This window comes from Pseudomonas fluorescens (genome assembly GCF_005938625.1).
Lineage (GTDB): Bacteria > Pseudomonadota > Gammaproteobacteria > Pseudomonadales > Pseudomonadaceae > Aquipseudomonas > Aquipseudomonas fluorescens_BD.
The window spans coordinates 1-23,683 of the sequence record NZ_VCNJ01000039.1 but is presented as its reverse complement, the minus strand read 5'-3'; the positions used below and the strand labels follow the sequence as shown (position 1 = coordinate 23,683).

The 23,683-nt window shown below is 55.2% G+C and carries 16 protein-coding genes and 1 pseudogene; 7 read left to right on the top strand and 10 right to left on the bottom strand.

All coding sequences use genetic code 11. From position 1 onward, the window contains the following. Positions 1 to 7: 7 nt before the first annotated feature. The gene (locus tag FGA82_RS21990) at positions 8 to 3,655 is read left to right on the top strand and encodes an ATP-binding protein (protein WP_171057337.1); all 3,648 of its coding nucleotides are present in this window, start codon (positions 8 to 10) and stop codon (positions 3,653 to 3,655) included. A gap of 127 nt (positions 3,656 to 3,782) precedes the next feature. Here the strand turns inward: FGA82_RS21990 and FGA82_RS21985 are convergent, their stop codons facing one another. Further along, on the bottom strand, positions 3,783 to 4,577 hold the full coding sequence (locus FGA82_RS21985) for a response regulator transcription factor (protein WP_141128733.1): 795 nt from the start codon (positions 4,575 to 4,577) through the stop codon (positions 3,783 to 3,785). Between the two features lie 219 nt (positions 4,578 to 4,796). Here FGA82_RS21985 and FGA82_RS21980 point away from each other — a divergent pair. Further along, positions 4,797 to 6,226: pseudogene (locus FGA82_RS21980) on the top strand (IS3 family transposase). Positions 6,227 to 6,630: 404 nt separating this feature from the next. Here the strand turns inward: FGA82_RS21980 and FGA82_RS21975 are convergent. The 5 genes from FGA82_RS21975 to FGA82_RS21960 form a co-directional block, all read right to left on the bottom strand. After that, positions 6,631 to 8,043, bottom strand: coding sequence for an efflux transporter outer membrane subunit (locus FGA82_RS21975; RefSeq protein ID WP_171057336.1), 1,413 nt, complete (start codon positions 8,041 to 8,043; stop codon positions 6,631 to 6,633). Between the two features lie 10 nt (positions 8,044 to 8,053). After that, positions 8,054 to 9,022, bottom strand: a complete 969-nt coding sequence (locus tag FGA82_RS21970; protein ID WP_141128731.1) for a hypothetical protein — start codon at positions 9,020 to 9,022, stop codon at positions 8,054 to 8,056. A gap of 67 nt (positions 9,023 to 9,089) precedes the next feature. After that, positions 9,090 to 10,526 (bottom strand): ATP-binding cassette domain-containing protein, encoded by a 1,437-nt coding sequence (locus FGA82_RS21965; protein ID WP_249384276.1) that lies wholly within the window; start codon positions 10,524 to 10,526, stop codon positions 9,090 to 9,092. After that, entirely contained in the window at positions 10,487 to 11,116 is a 630-nt protein-coding gene (locus FGA82_RS32520; protein WP_249384272.1) for a cysteine peptidase family C39 domain-containing protein, read from the bottom strand. Before FGA82_RS32520 ends, FGA82_RS21965 begins: the two co-directional genes overlap by 40 nt. A 110-nt stretch (positions 11,117 to 11,226) precedes the next feature. After that, positions 11,227 to 12,435 carry an HlyD family secretion protein gene (locus FGA82_RS21960; protein ID WP_141128730.1) on the bottom strand — a complete coding sequence of 403 codons (1,209 nt, stop codon included), beginning with the start codon at positions 12,433 to 12,435 and terminating at the stop codon, positions 11,227 to 11,229. Between the two features lie 946 nt (positions 12,436 to 13,381). On the opposite strand from FGA82_RS21960, the gene FGA82_RS21955 reads away from it, so the two are divergent. Further along, positions 13,382 to 13,588: a hypothetical protein gene (locus tag FGA82_RS21955; protein WP_141128729.1), complete on the top strand. Its 207-nt coding sequence runs from the start codon at positions 13,382 to 13,384 to the stop codon at positions 13,586 to 13,588. A gap of 1,179 nt (positions 13,589 to 14,767) precedes the next feature. Then, positions 14,768 to 15,118 (top strand): hypothetical protein, encoded by a 351-nt coding sequence (locus tag FGA82_RS21950; RefSeq protein ID WP_141128728.1) that lies wholly within the window; start codon positions 14,768 to 14,770, stop codon positions 15,116 to 15,118. A gap of 241 nt (positions 15,119 to 15,359) precedes the next feature. On the opposite strand, the gene FGA82_RS21945 is transcribed toward FGA82_RS21950, so the two are convergent. Further along, positions 15,360 to 15,716, bottom strand: coding sequence for a histone-like nucleoid-structuring protein, MvaT/MvaU family (locus FGA82_RS21945; RefSeq protein WP_141128727.1), 357 nt, complete (start codon positions 15,714 to 15,716; stop codon positions 15,360 to 15,362). 667 nt (positions 15,717 to 16,383) lie between these two features. On the opposite strand from FGA82_RS21945, the gene FGA82_RS21940 reads away from it, so the two are divergent. Continuing rightward, entirely contained in the window at positions 16,384 to 16,881 is a 498-nt protein-coding gene (locus FGA82_RS21940) for a Panacea domain-containing protein (protein WP_141128726.1), read from the top strand. Positions 16,882 to 17,077: 196 nt separating this feature from the next. Here FGA82_RS21940 and FGA82_RS21935 read toward each other — a convergent pair whose 3' ends face one another. Next, positions 17,078 to 18,271: a hypothetical protein gene (locus tag FGA82_RS21935; RefSeq protein WP_141128725.1), complete on the bottom strand. Its 1,194-nt coding sequence runs from the start codon at positions 18,269 to 18,271 to the stop codon at positions 17,078 to 17,080. 322 nt (positions 18,272 to 18,593) lie between these two features. Between FGA82_RS21935 and FGA82_RS21930 the strand changes: the two genes are divergently transcribed. After that, complete coding sequence (locus FGA82_RS21930; RefSeq protein WP_141128724.1) at positions 18,594 to 19,046, top strand: cupin domain-containing protein; 453 nt, start codon at positions 18,594 to 18,596, stop codon at positions 19,044 to 19,046. Positions 19,047 to 19,162: 116 nt separating this feature from the next. On the opposite strand, the gene FGA82_RS21925 is transcribed toward FGA82_RS21930, so the two are convergent. Both FGA82_RS21925 and FGA82_RS21920 read right to left on the bottom strand, forming a co-directional pair. Then, complete coding sequence (locus tag FGA82_RS21925) at positions 19,163 to 19,714, bottom strand: glycoside hydrolase family 19 protein (RefSeq protein ID WP_141128723.1); 552 nt, start codon at positions 19,712 to 19,714, stop codon at positions 19,163 to 19,165. 213 nt (positions 19,715 to 19,927) lie between these two features. Beyond that, complete coding sequence (locus tag FGA82_RS21920; RefSeq protein ID WP_141128722.1) at positions 19,928 to 20,248, bottom strand: phage holin family protein; 321 nt, start codon at positions 20,246 to 20,248, stop codon at positions 19,928 to 19,930. Positions 20,249 to 21,419: 1,171 nt separating this feature from the next. Here FGA82_RS21920 and FGA82_RS21915 point away from each other — a divergent pair. Continuing rightward, positions 21,420 to 22,064, top strand: coding sequence for a helix-turn-helix domain-containing protein (locus tag FGA82_RS21915; protein WP_171057335.1), 645 nt, complete (start codon positions 21,420 to 21,422; stop codon positions 22,062 to 22,064). Positions 22,065 to 23,683: the final 1,619 nt, after the last annotated feature.

Below are 23,683 nucleotides of genomic sequence, written 5' to 3'. Positions count from 1 at the left end.
AGTTGTCATGTCAAGCCATCAACCTATCGCTCAACAAGGAAGACGCGGCCTGAGGGACTACCGGGCCCTGGCGTGGCGCACCTTGCTGGTGCTGCTGCTGTGCCCTGTGTACAGTCAGCACGCTCACGCCCAGGGGCCGTTGCAACTGGCCCCCCAGGCCGGCCTGCCGCAGGTCAAGCCGGTGCTGGCGCCCTATGAATGGAGCTGGTTGCAGGCACGTCCCGTGCTGCGCCTGGGGGTGGCCGAGCAGGACTATGGCCCGCTGTCCCTGCTGCGCAACCACACACTTAAAGGGTTGATGGCGGACTACCTGTCGATTATTGCCAACAGCCTGGGCCTGAGGGTCGAGGTGACGGTCTACCCCAGCTGGCCGCAGGCCCTGCAGGGCCTGCGCGCGGGCGAAGTGGACGTCCTGGGCCTGGGGTCCTCTTATGAAGCGCAGCTTCCAGGTCTTCTGCTCTCCCTCCCTTATACCGTCAATCAACCGGTGCTGGTTGGACGCGACAGCCAGTCCGAGCCTTCGTTTTTAAGCTCACGCCTAGCCACGGTGCAAGGTTATGCCTCGGCGGCCGAATTGCAGGCCCTATTCCCCGACGCTCAGGTTCAGGTCTATCCCACGGTGCACCAGGCACTGCACGCTGTGGCGTACAAGCACGCCGACTGGGCGGTGTGCGATGCCCTGACCGCCGTCTACCAACTGGGACTGGGGGAGTTGTCCAACTTGCGCATGCGTTCATTGAACCTGCCCTACCCGGGTTACAGCTTTGTATTGCGCAAGTCCGACTCGCTGCTGCAGGCCTTGTTCAATCGGGTGCTCGCCGACATCACGCCGGTCGCTCAAGCCAATATCCGCGCGTATTGGGCAGGCGGGGTGTATGTGCATGCTGCTCAGGAATCGCCCTATAACGCCGAACAACAGGCCTGGCTCGCCACCCAGCCGCAGATACAGGTGGTGGCCAACGGGGCCATGCCGCCCTACAGCTTTTTTGACGACGAAGGACACTACAGCGGGCTGGTGGCGGATCTGTTGAGTGAAATCAGCCTGCGCAGCGGTTTGCGGTTTAACGTGCTCGAGCGTGCGTCGACCAAGGAGGTAGTCCTGGCCCTCCAGAGCGGTGAGGCGCAACTGTCGCCGTTTATGCTGATGACGCCTGAACACCCGGCAATCCTCAACTTTACCGAGCCTTTTGGCGTCAGTACCTTCGCGCTGGTCGGGCGGCAAGGTGCGACCTTCAAAGATCTCAAAGACTTGCGCAACAAGCGAGTGGCCCTGACCTACGGCTCACCGGCCATCGCCTTGTTGCGCGACAGCGAGCCTGACATCGAGGTGGTTGAAACCAACAACCCCCTGGACAGCCTACGAGCCGTTACCAGTGGTTACGCGCAGGCGGCCGTGATCTTGCTGCCGATTGCCCGCTACCTGGTGGATCAGGACTTTTCCAAACAATTGACGATTCTGACCTCGTTGCCGGCCCTGCAAGCCAACTTGGCCTTTTCCGTGACCAAGGAACAAGCACTGCTTTTGCAGGTCATCAATACCACACTCTCTCGAATGGAGCCGCGCATGGCGGGCAATCTTCTGGAGCGATGGCAGGACGGTCGGTCTCAAGGGCACGTCTGGGGGCGTCATGAAGGGCGACTGCGCTGGGTGGTTCTGAGCATCGGGACGCTCATGGGCATGCTGCTGATGGGAATCTTCTACACCCTTTATCGACGTATTCAGGCCCATACCGAACAAGGCCGTCAGGCGTTTCGCAGTGCACTGTTGGGCGGCCTTCCTCAGCCGGTGGTCATGCGCGACCTCAACGGCGTGTTCTTGCTGTGCAATGACGCGTTCTACACCGTGTTTGGCTTGTCCCCCGCCGATGTCATTGGCCGCACCTGGGAGGAGGTGAAGGGGCTGCGGGGGGTGCAGACGAGCGATCAGAAACGCGCCTATCAGGCGCTGTTGTGGGCCAACGAGCCCGACGTGCGCCTGGTTAATTTCTCCCTCCATGGCGTGGTGCGCAGCTATCGCCAATGGTCGGTACCGCACCGGGAAACCAATGGCCGCTGTGTGGGCCTGCTGATGGGCTGGATTGACATGTCCGACACCGAGCGATTGTTGCAGCAGCTGTATGCGGTACGTGATCAGGCAGTGCAAGCCAGCGAGGCGAAGACCCGTTTCCTGACCGTCATGAGCCATGAGATTCGTACGCCCCTGAACGTCATCATCGGCTTGCTGGAGCTGACCCTGGCGCGCGTCGACAAGGGCGAAGGCTGGGACCGCTCGGCGATCGAAGTGGCGCACGCCTCCTCCAGCGCCCTGATGGTGTTGATCGGTGAAATTCTTGACCTGTCCAAAATCGAGTCGGGCAAACTGACCCTGGAGTCCCAACGCCACAACCCCCGCGACATTGTGGAAACGGTACGGCAGATATTCCACGAGGTTGCCCGTCAAAAGGGGCTGTACCTGATCGTGCAGGTACAGCTCGACAGCGAAAAGGATGCCATGATGGATGGAGTGCGTCTGAAGCAGGTGCTGTTCAATCTGTTGAGCAATGCGATCAAGTTCACCGACCAGGGCGGCATCCACCTCTCCTTGCATGCTCAGCAAGTCGGTGCGGATCTGTGCATGGAGTTTGTCCTGGAAGACACCGGTATCGGCATCTCGCCGGAGCAACTGCAATTGCTCTTTCAACCGTTTACCCAGCTCAGCGGGCCGGCCAGCGGGCGAGGTGGAACGGGGCTGGGGCTGGTCATCTGCCAACAACTGGTCGAGTTGATGAAAGGCCACCTGCAACTGACAAGCACCCCGCAGCAAGGCACACGCGTTACGTTGACGCTGAACGCGCCGGCGCTGGAAGCGGCCGCTGCGCAATCGCCCCCCAGCCCGCCTGCCCAACCGGCCTCCCCGCTGCGCGTTCTGCTGGTGGACGATCATCCCTCCAATCGCCTGCTGCTCTGGCGGCAGCTGGTTTTTCTCGGCCACACCGTCCAAGAAACCGAGGACGGCCAGCAGGCCTTCGACTTGATCAGGGAGCAGGTGTTTGATGTCGTGATCACGGACTGCAGCATGCCGGTGATGGACGGCTATGAACTCACCCGCCTGATTCGCGCGCGTGAACGAGAAGAACAGCGCACAGCCAGCCTGGTGATCGGGTTTACAGCCAACGCCCAGGCGTCGGAGCGACAACGGTGCCTGGCGGCGGGCATGAATGGCTGCCTGTTCAAACCGGTCAGCCTGGACATGCTCAGAACCTGCCTGAGCGAAGCCACCGCGGGCAATCATCGAGTCGCCCCCAGCGCCTCCCCTGCTGCCACCGCCTCGGCGGTCTTTGACCTGGAGATCTTCAACTCGCTGACTGGCAGTGACCCGCACCTGGAGCAATTGCTGCTGGACAGTCTGTACACCACCAATTGCCTTGACCTGCAACAATTTGACGAGCTTGTGTCAGCCCGCCAATGGTATGAGCTGGTTCGCCTGATCCACCGGATCAAGGGCGCGGCCCGTATGGTCGGGGCGCAGGTGTTGATTGACGCAGCCCAGACCTATGCCCAGCACGAGCACGAGCACGAGGAGTTGAGCGAGGAGCAGATGATCCAAAATGCCGTTGAGGTTCGCCGGGCCATCGTGCAATTGCAGCAGGCCGTGGCCGAACGATTGGGCAGTTAGCGGCGCGCCTGCGCTCACCTCATTCACCCGCCTCAGCCGTGCGTCCTGTCACCCGACGCGTGGGCGGCTGAGCCCACCGGGCGTGCGGTGCTGATTGCCAGGATCAGGGCGCAAGCGCGCAGACTGTTCAGGACGTACGGTTGAGCAGCTCCAGCAGACTGCTGGCATTGAGTTTTTTGAGCGAGCGGCTTTTGAACGTACTGATGGTCTTGCTGCTCAATTGCATACGTGCCGCCACCTGCTTGTTGGACAGCCCTTGAGTCAGCAGCCGCAGGACTTGACGCTCGCGCCATGACAGCAGGTCCATCGGATCGGCGCAGGCGCACGTGCGTGGGCTTGACTGCACCCAATCGGGAAAAAACGTCAGACCCGATCGTACGGTCTGCAGCGCCCGCAGCAGCACCTCCAGCTCTTGTGCCTTGCTGACAAAACCGTCGGCCCCGGCCTGAAGACAATTGATGATCGAAAACCGGGAGGTCTGAGCAGAGAAGACGATGACCTTGATCGGCAGCTCCAGCAGCTTGATACGGTCGATAATCACTAAACCACTCAGACGAGGAAGATCGAGCTCCAGGATCACGATGTGCGGCGCATGCTGGTGAATGCACTGCATCGCGTCGACGCCATTGCGGGCTTCGGCCACCACCGTAAAATGATTGTCTTTGAGCCACATGGTCAGTGCCAGACGAGTGATGGGGTGTTCCTCAACGATAAGCACTTTATTGTTCATGGATTTACTCAGGTCTGAGGCTGGAAAACGCATGACTGGTGGGGCCCCCACCACCAAGGTGCTCGAACCGGTGCGCTCTGTGAGCCCTTGCATCAGCCACACGCCGTGATGAACCCTTCTGGCGCCTGTAAAAGTCGCACGCATCATGTCAGAAGATGAGGGGCTGCCGAGCTTGGGTTTTGCGACACGCAAGCGTTATTGCCAGACACGCATCTGGCCGGACTGGCCTTGACTCTACGCGCAGTGCGATGGCCCGGCTGTAGGGCGTTCCTGATTCTGGCCAGCGCGCTCGTTTACACTCAGCAAGCCCCCAGACAACAATGGAACCACGCCCTCCGTGTCAGGCTATCTGTCGCCCTTATTGATTGACTCAAATAATCAAGAGGGCGAAGGTGCATAACCATGTCCAAAATGGGCAAACGCTACGACAATGACTTCAAAGACTGGGTCGTTCTGCAAATGATGCCGCCCCTCAATCGATCAGTGGCGGAACTTGCCGCTGCACTCAATCTCACGCCACAGTCACTGCGAAACTGGAGACAAATGGCTAGAGATAAAGGCTTGATCGTTCCGGGAAACGGCAAGACCAGTGACCAATGGTCTAGCGCCGATAAATTCAATGCCGTCATGGAAACCGCGCCGTTGAGCGAGGTCGAGATCTCTCAATATTGCCGAATCAAAGGCATTTACCCTGAGCAAATCCAACAGTGGCGAGTGGCATGCCAAAACGCTAATCCCGTTGTTGATCTCACCTCTCGAACTTCAAAAACGGCCGAGCAACGGCGCATCAAAATACTTGAGCGCCAACTGATTCAGTCTGATGCCAGTCGTGCAGAGGCGGTGGCGTTGCTGGAGCTCAGAAAAAAAGCAATGCGATCTGGGGCAAGGACAAGGAAGACTGATCAACGCCTCTGATCGTACGCAAGCCATGAAGTTGATTGCCGACGCAGTGCTGAATGGCGCTCGTCGATACCGCGCTTGCAATGAACTGGGGCTGAGCCTGCGCACAGTTCAACGCTGGCAACACACTGAATGTGACGGGCGACAGTTGGCTCAACGTGCAGCTCCGGCTAACAAGCTCAATGATACGGAGCGTCAAGCGGTGCTGGATGCTGCCAATCAGGCTGGCTACGCCAGCCTGCCCCCTCACCAAATCGTGCCTAAGCTGGCTGACGAAGGCATTTATCTAGCTTCTGAATCGACGTTTTATCGTATGTTGAAAGCCGCCAATCAAAACGTCCGTCGCGGCCGGGCCAAAGCCCCAAAACTCAGAGTACTGACGACGCATCGCGCTGATGGCCCCAATCAGGTGTGGTGCTGGGATATCACCTGGTTGCCGAGCACAGTGAAGGGCCGTTTTTTCTACTGGTACATGGTCAAGGACGTCTACAGCCGCAAACTGGTCGCCAATGAAGTTCACGAAGTGGAGAGCGCCGAACACGCCTGTGAACTGCTCAGAAAGGGATGTTTACGCGAACAGACGGCAGGTCGTCCGCTGGTGTTGCACTCAGATAACGGACACGTGATGAGAGGTTCTTTGTTGCGTGAAAGCATGGTCGCGCTGGGCGTAGAACCTTCTTTTAGTCGGCCAAGGGTGAGCAATGACAATGCTTACGCCGAAGCACTTTTTCGCACCGCAAAGTATTGCCCTGAAATACGTCACGCCAAACCAACGGCACGAGGGCAAAGCAACCGCCCTATTACAAGCCCGGGCAGAGCTTTATGAGGATGCCAGGCGAACTAACCCAAGCCGGTGGAGCACTCGCACACGCAACTGGAAGCTGGCAGATGCCGTTTACTTAAATCCTGAGCGCCCTGAAATTAAGGGCGCAATGGACTAGCAACCGTAAGACCAAGGCGACAGTTACCTTGACACGTACCGCACGACCGAAAAAATCATTGAGTGCCGCGCATGGAGTGCAGGCCGGAGCCTGCGAACAATCAGCAGCCCAATGCCATTAAGCCGGGTTGCAGCAGGCCGCGCTGTGGGGCTTTTTAAAGGCGCGACCAGGCCGGTACCCGATCAGATGGCGGGCGCAGCACGCTGCGCATCCCCTGTCTGTTTTTACCCTGTCACTTTCCCGTTTCCCATTTCCCTTATTTCGTGTGCCTGCAACCCACTCGCCTTGGCTGCGTCAAGGTGATCGTCCCCCGAGCCACATCGAGATCACGCGACGTGGACAAGTGCGTGAGGAGGCGAAACAGCATGGCGTACCCGAGTGGCGATTGCCGCCTTGCCAAACGCCTATTGAAGGCTGTCCGCTTCTGTCCAGCCGCCGCCCAAGCCTTTGTACAACGCAATACGATTGGTCAGTTGCAATAGCCGGGTCTTGATCAAACTCTGTTGTGCCGTCAGAAATTGGCGCTGCGCATCCAGAACATCCAGATAACTATTGACGCCGTCCCGGTAAAGCGACTCGGCCAACTGGACGCGTCGCGCCTCACTCGCACTCCATTGTTGCTCCACATTCAGCTCATCGCCAATCGTTTTGCTGGAGTCCAGCGCATCGGCCACCTCACGAAAAGCGCCTTGGATCGCCTTTTCATATTCGGAGATGGCGGTCTTATTTTGAGCCCACACCAAATCCAGATGCGCCATATTGCGTCCGGCGTCGAAAAGGGGTAACTGCAAGTTCGGGGTGAAGGACCAGCTTCGCGCACTGCCCTGCGTTAGAGCGCTCAGTTGAGGACTGCTCAAGCCCAATAATCCAGTCAACGAAATTTGAGGGAGAAAAGCAGCTCGGGCGGCGCCAATATTGGCATTCGACGCTTTGAGTCTGGCCTCCAACGCTCGAATATCAGGGCGGCGCACCAGCAGGCTTGAAGGCAAGCCTGGAGCAATCGAGGCGGTGATGCCCGCATCGTCCAGGGAACCCGCGCGCAACTGGGCTTGATCCACCTGAGTACCGACTAAAAATTCCAGCTTATTGAATGCAACGTTGCATTGACGAATGGCGGTGGCCTGTTCTGCCTCGGTGGAAAGCACCAAGCTTTGTGCCTGTTGCACTTCCAACTGACTAGACACACCGAGCAAACGGCGCTGTCTCACCAGTTCGTGCGAACGACGGGCCATGGCCACTGCCGTCTCATTGTGGCGCTGCAGTTCCACACACGCCAAAGCTTCGACGTAAGCGCGCGCTACCTCTGCAATCAGATTGGATTTAACGCTGAGCGCCTCCTCCACACTGGCGTTGTAAAGCTCATTCGCAGCCCCTTTGAGATTACGCAAACGCCCCCATACGTCGAGTTCATAGGCATTCAGACTCAGTCCCAATTGCCCGTGTTCGGAGACGCGCCCTGCCCCGTAGGGCGCATCGGCGTCAGATAGCCTTTGTCGTTGGGCTTGAGCGGCAAGCGAGAGGGTTGGATACACATCAGCTCGCTGGATTTGATACTGGGCACGCGCCTCGTCCATGCGGTTGACTGCAATGCGCAGGTCTCGGTTGTATTGCAGTGAGGTGCTGATTAAGGACTGAAGATAGGCCCCTTGAAACACTGACCGCCACTCAAGAGCGGCTGAGCTTTCTTGATCGGTGATCGAGCCTGCTCGCCATGCCTGCGCCACAGGCAACGCAGGACGTACGTATGCAGGCTCAAATGAACAACCGCTGAGTACCAGGCAGCACACCGTTATGCTTCGGGAAAATCCGAGGTTCATATTCTTCGACTCAATAACGGATCTGACGTTGGGCCTGCAACGCATTAGGCATTTTGACGGGCATTTCACTTGCCGATCGTTGGCGATGGAAAAAGGCCTCCATGCGTGTCAGGTAAAACCAGTTTTCTGGCGAGTGACGGATAAAGCGCTCCAAGGCGACAACGCACTGTTCACTCATGTATTCGGGGCTGTGCGCCTCAATCCAGTCGAACAGATGAAATTCGCTGGGCTGCCCCAGCACCACGCGATGGCCTGCCAAAAGCACACTGAACCGCAGCTTGGACGCAAAAAATAAAGGCCCCTTCACAAACAGTGCATCGCGCCCTAAAAAACGCGCCGAGACGGAGGCGCCGAAACGCGTCGCGCCAATGCTCACGGGAAGATCGAAGAAGATGACGATGCGTTTACCTTGGCGAGCGCCCCGCAGAATGGCCAAGGCGAGCGTCGGGTCGTTGACATCCCTCACTTCCATAGTGTGACCAAAGGCCTCAAGACTTTTCATCGAACGCATCGTCAGCTCATCGGCGTAAGCCAGGATCGGAATGATGAAATGTGTGGCGACCGGCGTGCGCTCGACAATGCTTGCAACCGCCATCCAGTACTCCCCGGTGTGGGTCAATAACACCAGGCAAGGCTCGTTCTGCGAACGCTGAAACAGATTCTTTGGATCGACCCAACGAATACGGTTGAGGCGCCTGCGTAACCGAGTGGGCTCACAAGCTTCATACAGGTATTTATTGATCTGACGTTGAAACTGTATGGCGACATAACCCCGGGCAACAGCGTCACACTGCCCGTCATCGAAATCAAACAGGGTAAGGTTTTGCCGGCACAAGCTGTAATCTGATCCACGCCAGCTTGGTGGCAGACAGGCCAGGGCACCGGGCATTGCTCGATAAAGCCACTGCATCGCACCGACTCTAAAAAGCGGAGCCATGCATTTGATGAGCCGTTGGCCGATCAGGTATTTACACCTCATTCGAACCCTCCAGCCCCGCCCAACCCAACTCCGATTTTCCGCCATCACGTCCTCCTCAATCACTCGCTTAGAGGCGGTGAAGCTCGCCGTCGATCATTTGATAGCCGATGTCACACGCCTGCAGCATCACCGGGTCATGCGTCACGATGACGCACAGAATGGACAGCTGTTTAAGGCTGCGGATCACCACATCACGCGCTTCGTGATCCAGATGCGAGGTCGGCTCATCCAGCAGTAAAACGTCCGGCTTGCGGTACAACGCCCTGGCAATGAGCAAGCGCTGTTTCTGGCCGGAGGACAGCTGCACACCCGCGGTGCCTAATAGCGTGTTAAACCCATTGCTGAGCTGAAGAATGCTATCGATTAGCCCGACACACTCGACACACGTCTGAAGGTGCTCGCCGTCGATGTGGTCCGCGTCCATCAGGATGTTGTCAATGACTGTGCCGTCGATAATTTCATCCGTCGCGGTGACATAGGCAGTACTGGCTCGGTACCGGCGTAAACCAAAGTTGGAGATCGCCATGCCATTAATCTTCAGTTCGCCGGATTCCAGCGCATAGAACCCTGCCAGCACTTTTAGCAAGGTGCTTTTGCCAAATCCCGAGCCGCCATAGATGGCCACTTTTTGCGAACTGTTGACCTGCAGTTGTAACGACTTCAGCACCGGGCGCTCGAACGAGCCGTAGCGAAACACCCCAGCTTGAACCTCGATGTGACGAATGGTTTCGCGCTGCGGGAGCGCGTTGGACGCATACACATTCGCCCCTACTTCCTCGGGCTTTTCATCGATAATATTTTCAGCCCGGTCGAGTTCAACCTTGATCAAACGCAGCGACATGTAGCGATCCACCGCCTTCAGGATCGAGTCCATAAAAAGGTCTTTGTACAACACAAAGGCAAACAGATCGCCAATACTGTTAACCCCCTTAAGCACGGCCAAGGCCCCCAATCCGCTCACCAGCAGAGACTGGGTGTGCGAAACCCCGGTATGAACGACCAGGTTCATTTCCTGCATGCGGCTGACATCGGCTCGGGCAATTTCAGTGTCGGCTTGGCGGTTGCTCCATAACGCCAATTTTGCCGCCTCGTAGCCATAGAGCTTCATCGATTGCACCGCCCCCAGCACATCGAACAGCACGGCATTGCGCGCGGTTTCGGCTTCGATGGAACTTTGGTGTTTCTTTTCGATAAGGGGCAGCATCACCAGGCGAAACACACAAAAGGCCAGGCACAGCGCCAGGGAAAAACCCGCCAGTTGCAGGTTGATCAACCCCATTAACACCACAAAGACTACGGCAAACATGAAATCAATGGCCATGTCTACAGTGCCCGCCGTGAACTGTATGTAAGCCTGATCAACCGCTTGGGTGCGGCGCAAAATATCGACCGGTGAGCGACGCTCAAAAAAAGGCACCGGTAATCGCAGCAACCAGGCGATAACCCCGGTCGACAGGTCCTGAGTCAAGGCCACGCGCATGCGTGCATTGAGTGAGGTACGCAGCCAAGTGGCAACTGTCTTAAAAAGAACAGACCGGAAAAAATATAGAGAATCAGGTAAAGAAAATCCGGATCATTCTTGGCCACCACCTGATCAATCGTCAGGGAAAACAGTTTGGGCGCGGCGATCGCGCCCAATTGAATGACAATGGCCAACAACGCCATTGGAATAAGATAGCGATACAGCCAGGCGTTATTTTTAAGGATGCTGGTAAAACTCAGCCGAGGGGCCACCTTGCCTTCATCGACGGGCTGAAAGCTCAGGCCCGGCACCACTTCCAACGCAAAATTACTGAATAAGGGCAGCGCCGCCTCCCAACTGTAGAAACGTCGCCCTACCGCCGGATCGACAATGTGAATGCCTTTGCGCGTGACCGACTCCAGTACCACAAAGTGCATGCTGTTCCAGAACAAAATGGCCGGCGTTTTGAGTTCCTTGACGTAGTCGAGCGTGAGTTTCAAAGGCCGGGCAGCCAGCCCCAGTGTTTCCGAGACTTTGGTGATCTGATAGAGCGACATGCCGCCCAGCGCGACACTGTAGTCCTGGCGCATCTGCCGCAGCGTGGTCGGGCGCCCGTAGTAGTTGGCAATCATGGCGATCGAAGCCAGACCGCACTCGGCAATCTCATCTTGCAGAATCACGGGAATGCGTTTGGCAAAAAATCGCGACGCAACGCTAGGCTTACGCTGATCATTACGCTCTGTCATTTGAGCTCATCCACCGGCACTTTATGAAATTCGGCTAAATAGTCCGGGTTGCGCTGCATGCCTCTCAACACGGGTAAAAACAACCATTCAAACAAACTCAAGTCTTCCTGCTTGAGTGAGGCTCTGACGGTCATGCCGTCACGTAACCAGTCCTGCTGAATGTTGGTCGAGCCCTTGGCAAACTCGAGTTGCGCTTCGACCAGGTAGGTCGGCGCGGCATTTTGCTCGGTATGAGGACCGCCCAAAGGAGTATCGACAAACGTACTGGCGGGCGTTGTGAGGATGTGGCCCTTGATGACGCCGTAACGCTCATAAGGAAAAGAGTCGATACGAAGCACCACCTCCGTACCGGGTTCAGCGAAGCCAATGGATGAGGCTTTAACATCCAGCACTACGGTGGGGGCCAGCGCTTCGCTGGTCCGCGTACGAATGAGCATAAGCGCATTGCCCGCCTCGGCACGCGTACCTGCAAACACCGAAATGGCATCCACCACGCCGTCGACGGGAGAAAGCAGCACATACTCTTGCGCCTTCTTTAAAGCATCGAGCCGTTCTGCCAACTCTTGTTTACGGCTGGCCAGATCACTCAACCGTGTGGTGCGCGAATAATCTGCATCACTGATCAGTTGTTTTAACTGCAGCATTTTTTGCTGTGCATTGCTCTGATCAAGCTCATTGCTCACCAGCTCCTGAACCGTCGATTCGTGGCGGGTGATCGCCTCATGCAACGCCGCTTCAGACACGGCGCCTTGCCTGGCGAGATGCTCGTAGCGTTGGCGCTCCTGGGCGAGGATCGCTACACGGTCTTGAATCGATTGATGGATCTTGTTATTGAGCTCCAGACTCTTGGTCACCTGATCAACTTGCAGGTCGAGTGAGCTTTTCTCGTCATCGTAAGCAGCCTGAACTTTTTGTTCATCAACCCCCACTTCCAACAGCAGGGCTTCGACACTGGCTACATTATCTGTTGAGCCCGACATGCCGCCCTGTTCACTTAACGAATCCGGGGCCACATTACGAATGCGCAGCAAGGGTTGATTTTTCAGGATCGTCGTCCCGGGCGGAGCCAAGACCGCGTCAACATAACCCGCACGATCACTGCTGATTCTGACCACGTTGCGGGTGACCACTCGCCCCATCACTTCCTCTTTTTCAGCGTACCGTCCCATGAACAAGATGATCAACGCCGTAAAAAAAACGCGCACACAATCCATGCAAAGAAAAGAGGTGAAAATGCCGAGCGCGGCGCCACCTTGCCAATGTCAAGCATAAATGTTCCATCGATGATTATTAGGTGAAGGAGGCAATATGCAGACCTGCGCAAGGACGGCAGGCCAGGCCACCAACTCCCTACGGTGCAAGGGTTGTGAATTAACGTCGAACTGACAACAAAATAACCTCGCGATCATAGTTAAGCAGCCGCACTCAATCGACGTGACGGTGCGTTTTTTATCATGCGCCTCAATGCTCGTGTGGCAAGGCGCCATTTAACGCCAGCGACTCGTAGCCGCTCTCGACACGTAAAAGGAAGATCCGGTCAGCGCGAGAGATGACCTTAATGAGACTATCTTTACAACTGACTTGTTGCACAGATAGGTTTATCACGAAAAGATACTCTCACGCGCCCCCAAGAAAAACCCTTAAAAGTTATCAAATAAACACAAAATCATCACTGCGCTGGCTTACTGGAACTGCCATCACCAAACCCTTCACACGCCTCCCGAGTAAGGCGCTCCACTAAAGTATTTTGTCGCTCTTTACCGAGCGATACCAACACCTTCTGCATATACCTTCTCAGCCACCCCCCCTAACAGCTCACACAACCTCAGGTAACCTTATCAAACCACCCCAAGCGCACAGCCAGCGCTGCGAATTAACGCCCCACCCCAAAAGACGTGACAGGCAAGACACCACCAAGCCGACACACAATATTTAATATAGATTTGCAGCCGCCCCAAGCAAACCTCAAGAGCTCGTACAGCCTCAATAATTTAAATTAACATCATCAATGCACCTCCAATAACAATTATTCTTTATATAACTCAACAAACCCGCCTAATCATTTGACACACCACACAACTTTCGATAAGTTTAAGCGGCACTGAGCGTCGACGCGCAGACAAAATCACTAATCCAATTAAGGAAACTCACATGCAACAAGTCATTGCCCAAGAAGCTGACATTAAAGAAATTACTATTCAAGAAGCCGAAACGGTTGTCGGCGGCACTGCTGGTTCAATCTGGATCGCCTCAGTCGGCGGCACTGCTGGTTCAATCTGGCTCGGCTCAGTCGGCGCTAACCTGCCGTTTTGTGGCATCAGGCACGATCCAAACCCTGGCCACTGTAATTTTTCCTAAGAACTGAATTCACCTTGGTTTATGGTTGGCTGGGGATCCCCCCGCCAACTATTGCAGGAAGACAAATGCAAGCCAATCACCAACTAGTGCCCTGAGCGGTAATTAATATCTTTTTTTACTCGCCCCCTGCTCTACGTTATCCTGGAAAGCCGCCACTCTTCAGCCGAAGAGGCGGTTCCTCCGTCTTCTCAATTTACTGTCAAGCATCAATAGCCGTGCAAACGCCATCTGTTCATGACCATTTGTCATCATGATCTTGAATCTGGATTTCCTCTTTAACCGCCAGTTTCTTCCGTTATCGGCAAGAGTGAGAGGCCGCCCCCCCTTTCGTCAAGAGCGCCTATATAGCCATCCAACCGGCCCACCATAGCCCACCGCCTTATCCGAATCTTCACGACAATCGCTTGAATTCACATACGAACCCGGTGAAGGGTGAAACCGTAGTCCTGGCGACCTGTCACCGGACCCACCCCCCCTTCGGCGTGCGAAGAGACCGGTATGAGGTAATGCCTGCTCCTTTAGCTCAGAATGTCCGTGATATCCCGACACGAGACCCGATTCTGTTGATAGATATGTGATTTCGGTTGCGGCTACAGCGCACTTGGATAAACCGCCTGAGCTCAGACCTCTCCTGACATGCAAAAAAACCCCGTACATCCGGAACGGAGTACGGGGTCAAGGGGCTTTACATGGGAAACCAAGGCTGAAGCTGCTCACTCACCCTAAGCGAGCAAACTGTCAGCCATCCAATGCTTGGCATAAGGTCCACATGCTTACCTTGACGCATCACCGGGTCTTTTTCTGTAGGGAAATACTGATTTTGGGGGCGCAAGCCATGGCGTTCGCTGCGTTGAGTTCGCCTGGGTTTGACAGTACGGCGCCCCGCCGGCATCCGCTGTCCCTTCATTTTCATCCTTTCATCTTCTGCTGCGAAGCCGTCTCGGAGTTCCGTCACGCTCTCGCCCCAGGGCAGGACCATACTCGCCTGGCGCGTGACAGGAATTTCAGTATTCACCTACAGCCAGGCAGACCGGCACTGTATTTAATGCGGGCAGGAGTGCTGATTGTCGATGCGGAGGGCCAGGGACGGTCGATCAAAACGCGCCTCCCCCCTCAGCGTCCCAATACCGCGATAAACGCTTTCATCCGTCACAGCAAGAAGCCCCACAGGAACACTCCGTGATTTTCGACTCAAAACCGCATCCTCGCGACGCGCTAGCAACAGAATTGGAACAGCAGATCGAAGCGTTCGTGGCCGCCGGACATCGCATTCAGCAAATCCAGAGCGGTATCAGCGGACAGGTCTATACGGACATGGCGGCTGCCCGTCAGTATCAATTGAAGAAAGAGCGGGCCAGACTGGCACCCGCCCTCCTAAGACAGGCCCAAGCCGGCAGATACCTGGCCCAGGCGGCCAGCAACCTGAAAATCAGTTGCGCCCGCGCGCGACTGATTGCCAAAGAGCATGACATCGAATTCGGCGAAAACCTGTCGTTGCTAGAGTCTTGTTCAGGTACCCACAACCAATGATGCCTGGGGCATCGCCCTGCACGCAGGGCCCCAGATTTGGGGGATACGCCGGCTTTTGCACAGGCCGGCCTGGCGCCGTGCTCAAGGTCGTCTCAGGGACGCCTAATATCCCAAGCACCGTCCAGACCTTTTCGCTTGCATCGGCGGCCGAAAGCAGCCCACCTTTTTAACGAGCAGCGGCTCGCCAACGCAGCACACGGTCCGGCTCACCACATTTCGCAAGACATCCGGTAGGGGGGGCTTACCGGTCCAGCCAGCTTTCCACGGTCTGGGCGCCGTACTGCTGCTTCCAGGCCTTGAGGAGTCGATGATTGCCCCCTTTGGTTTCCACCACTTCACCGGAATCGGGATGGCGGTAAACCTTGACGGCGCGACGCTTGCGTTTGGATGTAGTCTCTGCGGCCGGCATGTCTCTCTCAGGAGCCAGCAGTTTGATAATGTCGCGCAGACTTTTACTGTACTCCCCCATTAACGCTCGCAGCCGCTCTTCAAATTCCATCTCGGTGAGTAATGCCGGATCATCTGCCATGACCTCTAACTTTCGTTGCAATTGCTTGATGGCGTCTTCAGTGGCGCGGTATTCAATAATTAAAGACATAAACACTCCATGGATTCGCACTCTCAACTTTGAAAGTGCACAAAAATACTAGCACGCCCTGAAGTTCTGCGAACAGGCGCCTCCGTCATCACGACCGAGGCCCCTTCGAAGTCACAACTTGTGCCAAGTGCCGGCACGCTCCCGCTGACCGCCTCGTCAGGGTCCCCGTTCATGTGACAAGTTCGTCTTGAGGCCCCCTCTCATTCCAGCAAGGCGTCAGAATCACGCCCCTGTCCGGATAAGGAGGTGCGGTTCAGCCAACTTTAAGGAACCCCCTACAGCCCCCTCTCCCTACTTCGCTTAATGTTTCGCGTACGGGCTGGCAGGGTGCTTGGAAGGAAGCACTTCATCCGTTGATACCGCCTGGCGGTACTGCCAGCCCCCTTTTACCCAGCGGCTGTCAGCCGTACCTGGTTAGCGAGCTTTTTATCCTGACAGGTATTGGTCACACTTAAAACTCAAGTCGGCCAAACACAAAAAATGTACACCCCGCAATAGACGAAGGGCAGCGAACCTGGCCCCCCCTGCGTCCTGCCGAGTCAAGGATCAACCGCGTCCTCTTCATTGAGCCGGTGACGCCGGCAGACTTGGCTTCAGGCCAGTCACCGGCCGATCAGGTGCGATGAAAGGTGTGTCGCTTTAAATTTAATGGATCGAGAGTCGTAACATGTTTAGTGCCAAATCGATTGCCAATTATTTTCTTGAGCTGGCCGAGAGCAGTGACCAAAGTTTGAGCTCGTTGAAACTTCAGGCTCTGGTTTATTACGCGCATGGGTGGCACGCAGGGTACACCGGCCGCGCCCTGCTCAACGAGAAAGTGCAGGCCGGGCCCTATGGGCTGGTCATTGCCTCGCTCTACCGTGAATTCAACCGATTTGGCGCAGACCCCATTACCCGTAAAGCGCTGGACTACGATGCACACGGAGCACATGTGGCCTCGCCGCCCAAGGACACGGAGACCCAGACCCTTCTGCGCACCGTGTTTCGCCACTACGCGGCGTATTCCGATCTCCAGCTCACGCAAATGGTCCATGGCAAGGATACCCCGTGGGACATAACCTGGCGCGAATCCAAGGGCATGCACGGGGTCAACATCCCCCTGTCCAGAACGGTTGCCTATTTCAAGGCCGCCGTGCACTCCACTGGGCAGCAGGCCGAGGAGTGAACAAGCGTATCGCGACTCAGGCTCGCTGCAGGTGCCTACCGAGGCCGTCCATCGAGTCGTGCCAATGACCGATGACCGATCAGGCGCAAGCATCGTTATCGCCTAGCAGAAAAGAGCCCGTGAGGCCTCTGGCGGTATTGACGAACGAGACGTCCAGACCTACCCGATCATGACAGCCTCAAGCATGCACAGGCGTCTAGACGCGATGCCACTGGGTCACGTTGACAGCCCCGGGCACCTTGATTTCCAGGGTGCCGCCAAAGGGCTCGTCGATCGCCGTGAGCAAGCGCTCAGCCGCCGTACGTCCCAACATGATCGGCTTGAGTCCGGAACTGGCGACCATGAGCGCCTTAAGGTCTTTGAGCGGCCCTCGGATGGCTTTGGCCGTCGACAGATCCTTGGTGTGCAGCAAATCCGGCGAAGCGAAAAGCTCTGCATCGCTCAGACCGGCCGCCGCCATCTGCTCCAGGTCGTCCGGATCGATTTCGGCGTAATGGGTGGCTGCGGCGAGAAACTTTCGCTGAGCCACCTTGCCGTCGACGGCCAGGAGAAAAAAGGTAAACGCGGTATTGCCCAGACGCACCCAGTCATCCTGATTGGTGTTGCTGCCTTGGGTTCTTTGCAGGGTTTTGATGTGACGGTGTACCAGCTCAAAGTTGGACGAGATCGTGTTGAACGCCGGCGGACCGTCGGCTGACGAGGTGTAGTGGCGCAGCGTGAATTTCATGTGCGCGACTTTTTCCAGCACCGCCTGACTGGCCTGCGGGCTGGTGAAGTTCAACTGGCCTTGCGTGACCGCGTGCATGATTTCAAACGGCTGACGCCGATCCTGGGGTTGGTAGGTAGCCTGATAAGTTTCATAGATGTGCTGCGCTGATCCAGGCTTTGACGAAGAAGACGCGGCCTCAGGGGGAGAGACCGTACAGCCCCCCTCGTGATAGGTGCGGCACAGGGCGCAGGGCCTGGGAATGGCGAACGGGACCGGTTTGGCCGCCTTCGCGGGCACGCTTGGGGCCGAGGGGACCAAGGTGCTGGGGACAAACGCCTGGGCATTTTCAGTCGGGGAGAAAACCTTGCCGCTGGCATGTCGTTGAGACGCTGGCGGCGTGTTGGGCCTGGCGGGCGATGGAACACTGGGCATGGGGCCCCGGCCGATATTGGCTCCGGAGTTTTTCATCACAAGGGTCAGTCCTTTGTCGAAACGGTACGTAATCGCGTGCTCATGAAGCTCGCCGGCGTTATAACCGAAAACGGCAAAAAATTTGTTCGCCAATTGTGAGGAGGCATTTCCGGCGCCCGCGACAGGCAGTGTGCTAAACCGGATCTGCGCTGGTGGGCGACGACCTGATCGAGGAGGATCAAGGTCGAAAGCACGGATCTGACGCTGCACGTAGCATGCGCCGCGCATCAGGCGGCCTGACTGATGGCTCGATTGACGGGCAATTAAATGAGGGGGTCATGAACAAACTGCAACGGCCCGTACGGACGGCTAACAATCAACCAGGCAAGCCCGAACGGTGACGAGCGGCCGGCTACTAATCTGCAAAATCGGCGACTCGGTTACTCGGTTACTCGGTTACTTTCTTAAATAATGTGCTTATGGAGAGCAGGATAAACATTGAAATATAATTAAGCGCTCGCCCAAATAAGCGACTGTCGTCGTTAGCTAGCCTCATTCTATACAACTTTAATTATTCGAAGGAGTTCGATTTATGTCCTGTCACCTCTCCACACGTGCGTGTTTTGCCCTTCTGATCGCCGCCTTGCCGTTGTTGGCCACCGCCGACACGTCCATGCCTGTCACTGCGACAAAGTCCAAGACTGTCATCACCGAGCTGCTCAAAACAACAAAATCCTGGGATGGTGTTGAATACCGTGCGTACCCCAATGGCCAGCCTGAAGTGTCCGTCATGCGCTATACGATTGCGCCCCACAGTGCTCTGCCGTGGCATCTCCACCGGGTAGTCAACGCTGCGTATGTACTGTCCGGCCACCTGACGGTCGAACGCAAGAGCGACGGAAAATCGTTGGTGATCGGCCCAGGTGACGTATTGCCAGAAATGGTCGACGCGGCGCATCGCGGCGTAACCGGTGATGAGTCGGCTGAGCTGATTGTATTTTATGCCGGCACCCCCGGCGTGCCGCTCGTGGTCAAGGTCGAGTAGGCTCAGCCTCCACCCGCAGATCGCGCCCTGCCCTGGGCGCCGATCTGCGATGGTCCTCAATCATGACTTTCTGGCAAAGGGCGCTCTGCGCCCCCGTCTTTGTAACGGGTCGCCTCTTATTTCAATACCGACAACGCCAACTGATACAAGGCCCATCGCTGCGTTTGTCCATCAAGATGACCTTTGATCCGCCGCGTGATCGCGTCCAGCTCGCCCCGGTCGGCCAATCGGTTCAAGTCCTTGCGATGCCAATACCAGGCCGCCGACAGATAGGCATAATCGGGTTGCTCCAGGCGTTGCGGGTGATTGACCAGATCAAGCCCCAAGGCCGCGCCGCAATGCCGATAATGGCTTAATCCTGCGATCTGAATCAGGCCACGCCCCCCCCCATACAGCGGCAGGACAGGCGCCATTGCAGCCGGATCGCCAAGCCGGTCAGAGAGCCCCCTTGCTCCCCTGTCGCCAAGCCCGCTGTCGACCTCACGCAAATTACGCAGCTCGCCCGATTCGTAGCCGACTTGAGCGATAAAAGCAGCAATACGCGGCCGGGTATTGATCTCGTAACGGTGCATCGCCTTATTCAGCAACGGCGTAAACCATTTGGCGGCCGCGCCGGAGCGGGAAAGAATGTCGATACTTGCAACTCGGAAACAATCACAAAACCTCATGATAAATCACAGGACTGAACAACCCCAAATATCGGTCAGCACTCGATGTTTACTACGATCATCCTGGGACGTGAGACAAGCCCCTCCTTTTTCCTGGCCAGGCCGCAAATCCTGACTCGTACCCAGACACCTTGCAACCCGGCACCTTGTCACGCGGCATCCAGTGAACGCGGCTAAAAGGTGGCGATTGGCTCGCCTCACCGGCGTTGGATATTACTGATCCTTGGGCGGGTCATCATGGGGGGCAATAATCCTGATCTTTTTGTAAATGTAATCCTGCAATAACATCAGCGTGGCATCGGCTCCTAACCAGCCGCACAAGCCGATGATCAAACCTGACATATCGGGGGGTATAGCCAGGGAACGACATCCCAAGAGCACCAGGTAACCCGCAAAGGCGGCGCCGACACCTTGCAAAAGTGTCTCACCCACTTTAATGGGTTGTTGAGACCCCAGTCGGCGCATCATATGACCCAATGCGCCGCCAATCGCTGCAATCATGATATACATCCACGAACGTATAAATTCATCCATTTTCTCCTCCCTTCCAAACGTCAAATCTCCAGCTCGCACTATATTTTTAACCAGCCCCGCTCACTGAAAAGCAAAAGTGCTAATTAAATTAAAGTCGGGGGTCAGGCAGGCGTCACGACCTCATCTGTCATTTGATATGATGAGTAAACACTGTTCACTCCCGTCCCACCCCTGCTAAGTACAACTGACTTATAACTAACGTCCTCTGCCACTGGCAAGCCGCAAGTCTGATAGCGGAATTGGTCAATGAACAATGTTTCGGGGTGTAACATCACATAGACCGTCCCCGGGCCATGCCTCGGAAGAGCTCGGCTACAGACGTGGCAAAGTGTACAGCAGGGCGGCGGCGGCCCGCGCAGAGCAAAGTAACTACAGGCATAGCCCCACAGCCTCCGAAAAGGTCTGAATACAGAGCTCCACTTTGCCGAGGCGCTGCGGACGAGAAGTGCCTATGACTTTGGCGATCGTCGCCATGTAAGCATGAATGAAGATGAAACACTTAAGTTAACTAATCAGAAACCCCCTACGCGGCAAACGCCTATTCCCCCTTGACAACCGTCTGCCATCCAGAACGTCAATATCGCTTGACAGCCAACTTAGCGTGTGACCGATTGCCCCCCCGGACGTCCTATAAAGGGCACGACGTGAGGTGCGTTTGAACACCCAATTTCTGAAGCCATTATCCACTTTATTGTGGCCGGTGCTGAAGCCGCTTTAATCTTCCTTTAATAATGGAGTGCGTCGTGCCCAGATTAATCAGTTGTCCCGCCTGGATTTATTTACGGCTTCACCTGCGCGCCACGTCTCCAAAATTGTAAAAAAAATTATCAATAAAAATAAACTATCCATGCGCATGCAAAAAAAGCCCATACGATCCGCAAACGGCAGGCGAGTCGACAAAGAAGTGGGGGGCAGCAAGCCATCGCCGCCCCATAGAGGTTATGCATTAGCGTTCAAACAACGAAACTGTTATTTGGCGCCACAGGGTGAGTCCTATATCAGACTTTCCTTGAATTTTTAAATGTTTTTCGCATATTAATAAACCTGCGTTGCAGTTGTGCATAACGCCCAGCGACAACGGAGAAAGGGGGGAGGGAAACACTTGAGGGACCGTGCCTATTTGCAATTGCACTAAGCCGGCCTCCATCACGACAAGGGAATGATAACAATTATGTCCAGCTCTCAAAAATCAAACTCTGACGCAGCGCCAACGCCTAATGATGTGATGGTGTATTTACGAACTTGGATAAGCAAACTCGGAACATTGAGGTGGGCAGACGAGGGGACGGCCATAGCTAGTATAGATGTCAAGGCAATTGTCTACGTTGAAGACGGTGCATGGCAGATGCTGGTGGGGGGCCGAAAAACCATTAACTTCGTGAGCGCTGGAGGCATCGTCTGGCTTGAAAAGCCTCCGCTGGATCATGCAGAGGAGGCCACCCAGTACAAAATCATATCAAGCACAAAGTATTACGAACTCCCCATCAACTCAATATCACTATCCACGCTTGACCCGTGCTTTATCGATGGTGTATTTGAGTTTATCAGCCGACATCTAAGAGAGCTCTCCACCAAATGGTTAATCCAGTGCACCAATGACAGCTACGAAAAAATAAAAACCTCTCTGGAGTGGATCGACTCCTTACCCGCTGTCATCAAAACAAAATTCACACTTATATGTTTTGTCAATACAACAACAGGCGTCTCCCGATCCCACGCGCTAGCCATCGTAAAAGCACTGAAAGAAGGTGAATATATAGAAATGGAGAGAGGGTACCTTGTGCGTATTATAAAAAAACTGCCATGCTCGTATTGAAGCAGCTAGCCCCTCGAGTGATTAGATCCAGATTGACTTAAACACGGCGCATTCGCACCGTTCCAGCTCCAAGGAGCGCGCGATGCGCCATTTTACGCCACTGAACTTAACCGCAATAAACGACCTTTGCCTCCCTCACTCGAGACAGGACGACCACCCCACTTAGTCCCTGGCCGGATCAATTAGGAATAAATAGGTTTGTCACGTACCGGTGTCCACCCTTTCTCATCTGAAGTCGTCCAATAACGTCCTGCAACACCCAACCCCCACACGGCGAGCACTCGCCTCCATACAGACAATAACGTTTACACAATCATTTGACTCCTCACCGTCCCAAAATTGATATAAACGCCTTTCGCATATGCCCACAACACCATCAAACATCGACAGCTGTCGAGAAAATATTATTGTGGAGCTTTTATTTTGTTCCGACTTTATTAGTCAGTACCTGGCTGAACGAAGCAATTGATTAACACAATGCCGGGTACAGTACCGTGTCGTCGTTTTTGTCGTAGATTAGTATAAATAGCAAAGCGAAACTTACCATCCAACAATGGTAGACGTACCAATATCTTAACAAACGCGCAGACGACACGGGTGGTGACAGCGCAAGCCATCAAAGTCCAGTCTTTTGTCACCAACACCGAAAATGTGACGACCTCAACGATGAACTATCCGGACAGATCACAAAGAAGGTCAGCGCAATAATTGAGCACCCTGTGCAGTTGATATACGAATCAAATCTAATTAACTTACCCTACTTTACACCCCACGAAAGATATGGGTCACGTCCGGCTGGTATAGAATGTCAACGCCCCCCCCTATAATTTATTCGCGGACTGCAACTGAAGTGCGCGTAAACAATATGGCATCTGTGAGATCCATGACTTGGTATACAACTAAAACGGGCCTGGAAGTATCGGCGGCCTCATCACGAAAATATGGTTTGACGTGAATCCAGAATATGTTGGACACCCTAACCCCCTTGCGGCGCCCAAATGCCTCTGTCGGCTCGCCTGCGGTGATCGCCCGCGCATCAACGTGCCCTGATAATTAGCCGAGCCCAAGCTGATAAGCTGGCTTACAGTGATTAGTCAGTTATCTAAAAATGATATTGTTGACACAAAGGCGATGTGAAGTCGACCCACGGTGTTCGATGTCATTTGTCTCGCTAGCAATCGAGCGGACACTGATATTGCACTGTCCGTTTAAGGTTCATCGTCCGCAAAAACACATGCTTGCTGCTTCAAAATAGTCAGTTTTTGCGACAGGTTGATACAAACTCGAGTAAAAAGCCAAGCATCTGGTTAACGGCGTCGGCGCGATCATGAGTCAATCATCAGAAGAACACGACGCGCAAAGGTTAAAAAAAATTGCGGGTTGATGCAGTTAGCGTTGAGCTGGCAAGAGAACCAATGCAGCGCAGGCTCCATCGCCACCGTCCAGGCAGAAAAATGCGACGAATCAATCATTGGCGTTGAAAACCAAATATCCTGCGAAAGCGTCGCCCTCGCAGGATATCACCGGTGATCACCTCCTTAGCCCATCAGAAAACGGTATTTGAAAAACCACGATCTGAAGGAACCCTACATATGTACTCAATCAAGGGGGGAATAACC

What these genes read in the sequence shown, in the direction of transcription:
- FGA82_RS21990 (WP_171057337.1), top strand. Translation starts at nt 8, where the DNA reads ATGTCAAGCCATCAACCTATCGCTCAACAAGGAAGACGCGGCCTGAGG.
- FGA82_RS21975 (WP_171057336.1), bottom strand. Translation starts at nt 8,043, where the DNA reads ATGAACCTCGGATTTTCCCGAAGCATAACGGTGTGCTGCCTGGTACTC.
- FGA82_RS21970 (WP_141128731.1), bottom strand. Translation starts at nt 9,022, where the DNA reads ATGAGGTGTAAATACCTGATCGGCCAACGGCTCATCAAATGCATGGCT.
- FGA82_RS32520 (WP_249384272.1), bottom strand. Translation starts at nt 11,116, where the DNA reads ATGATTGCCAACTACTACGGGCGCCCGACCACGCTGCGGCAGATGCGC.
- FGA82_RS21955 (WP_141128729.1), top strand. Translation starts at nt 13,382, where the DNA reads ATGCAACAAGTCATTGCCCAAGAAGCTGACATTAAAGAAATTACTATT.
- FGA82_RS21945 (WP_141128727.1), bottom strand. Translation starts at nt 15,716, where the DNA reads ATGTCTTTAATTATTGAATACCGCGCCACTGAAGACGCCATCAAGCAA.
- FGA82_RS21940 (WP_141128726.1), top strand. Translation starts at nt 16,384, where the DNA reads ATGTTTAGTGCCAAATCGATTGCCAATTATTTTCTTGAGCTGGCCGAG.
- FGA82_RS21930 (WP_141128724.1), top strand. Translation starts at nt 18,594, where the DNA reads ATGTCCTGTCACCTCTCCACACGTGCGTGTTTTGCCCTTCTGATCGCC.
- FGA82_RS21925 (WP_141128723.1), bottom strand. Translation starts at nt 19,714, where the DNA reads ATGAGGTTTTGTGATTGTTTCCGAGTTGCAAGTATCGACATTCTTTCC.
- FGA82_RS21920 (WP_141128722.1), bottom strand. Translation starts at nt 20,248, where the DNA reads ATGGATGAATTTATACGTTCGTGGATGTATATCATGATTGCAGCGATT.
- FGA82_RS21915 (WP_171057335.1), top strand. Translation starts at nt 21,420, where the DNA reads ATGTCCAGCTCTCAAAAATCAAACTCTGACGCAGCGCCAACGCCTAAT.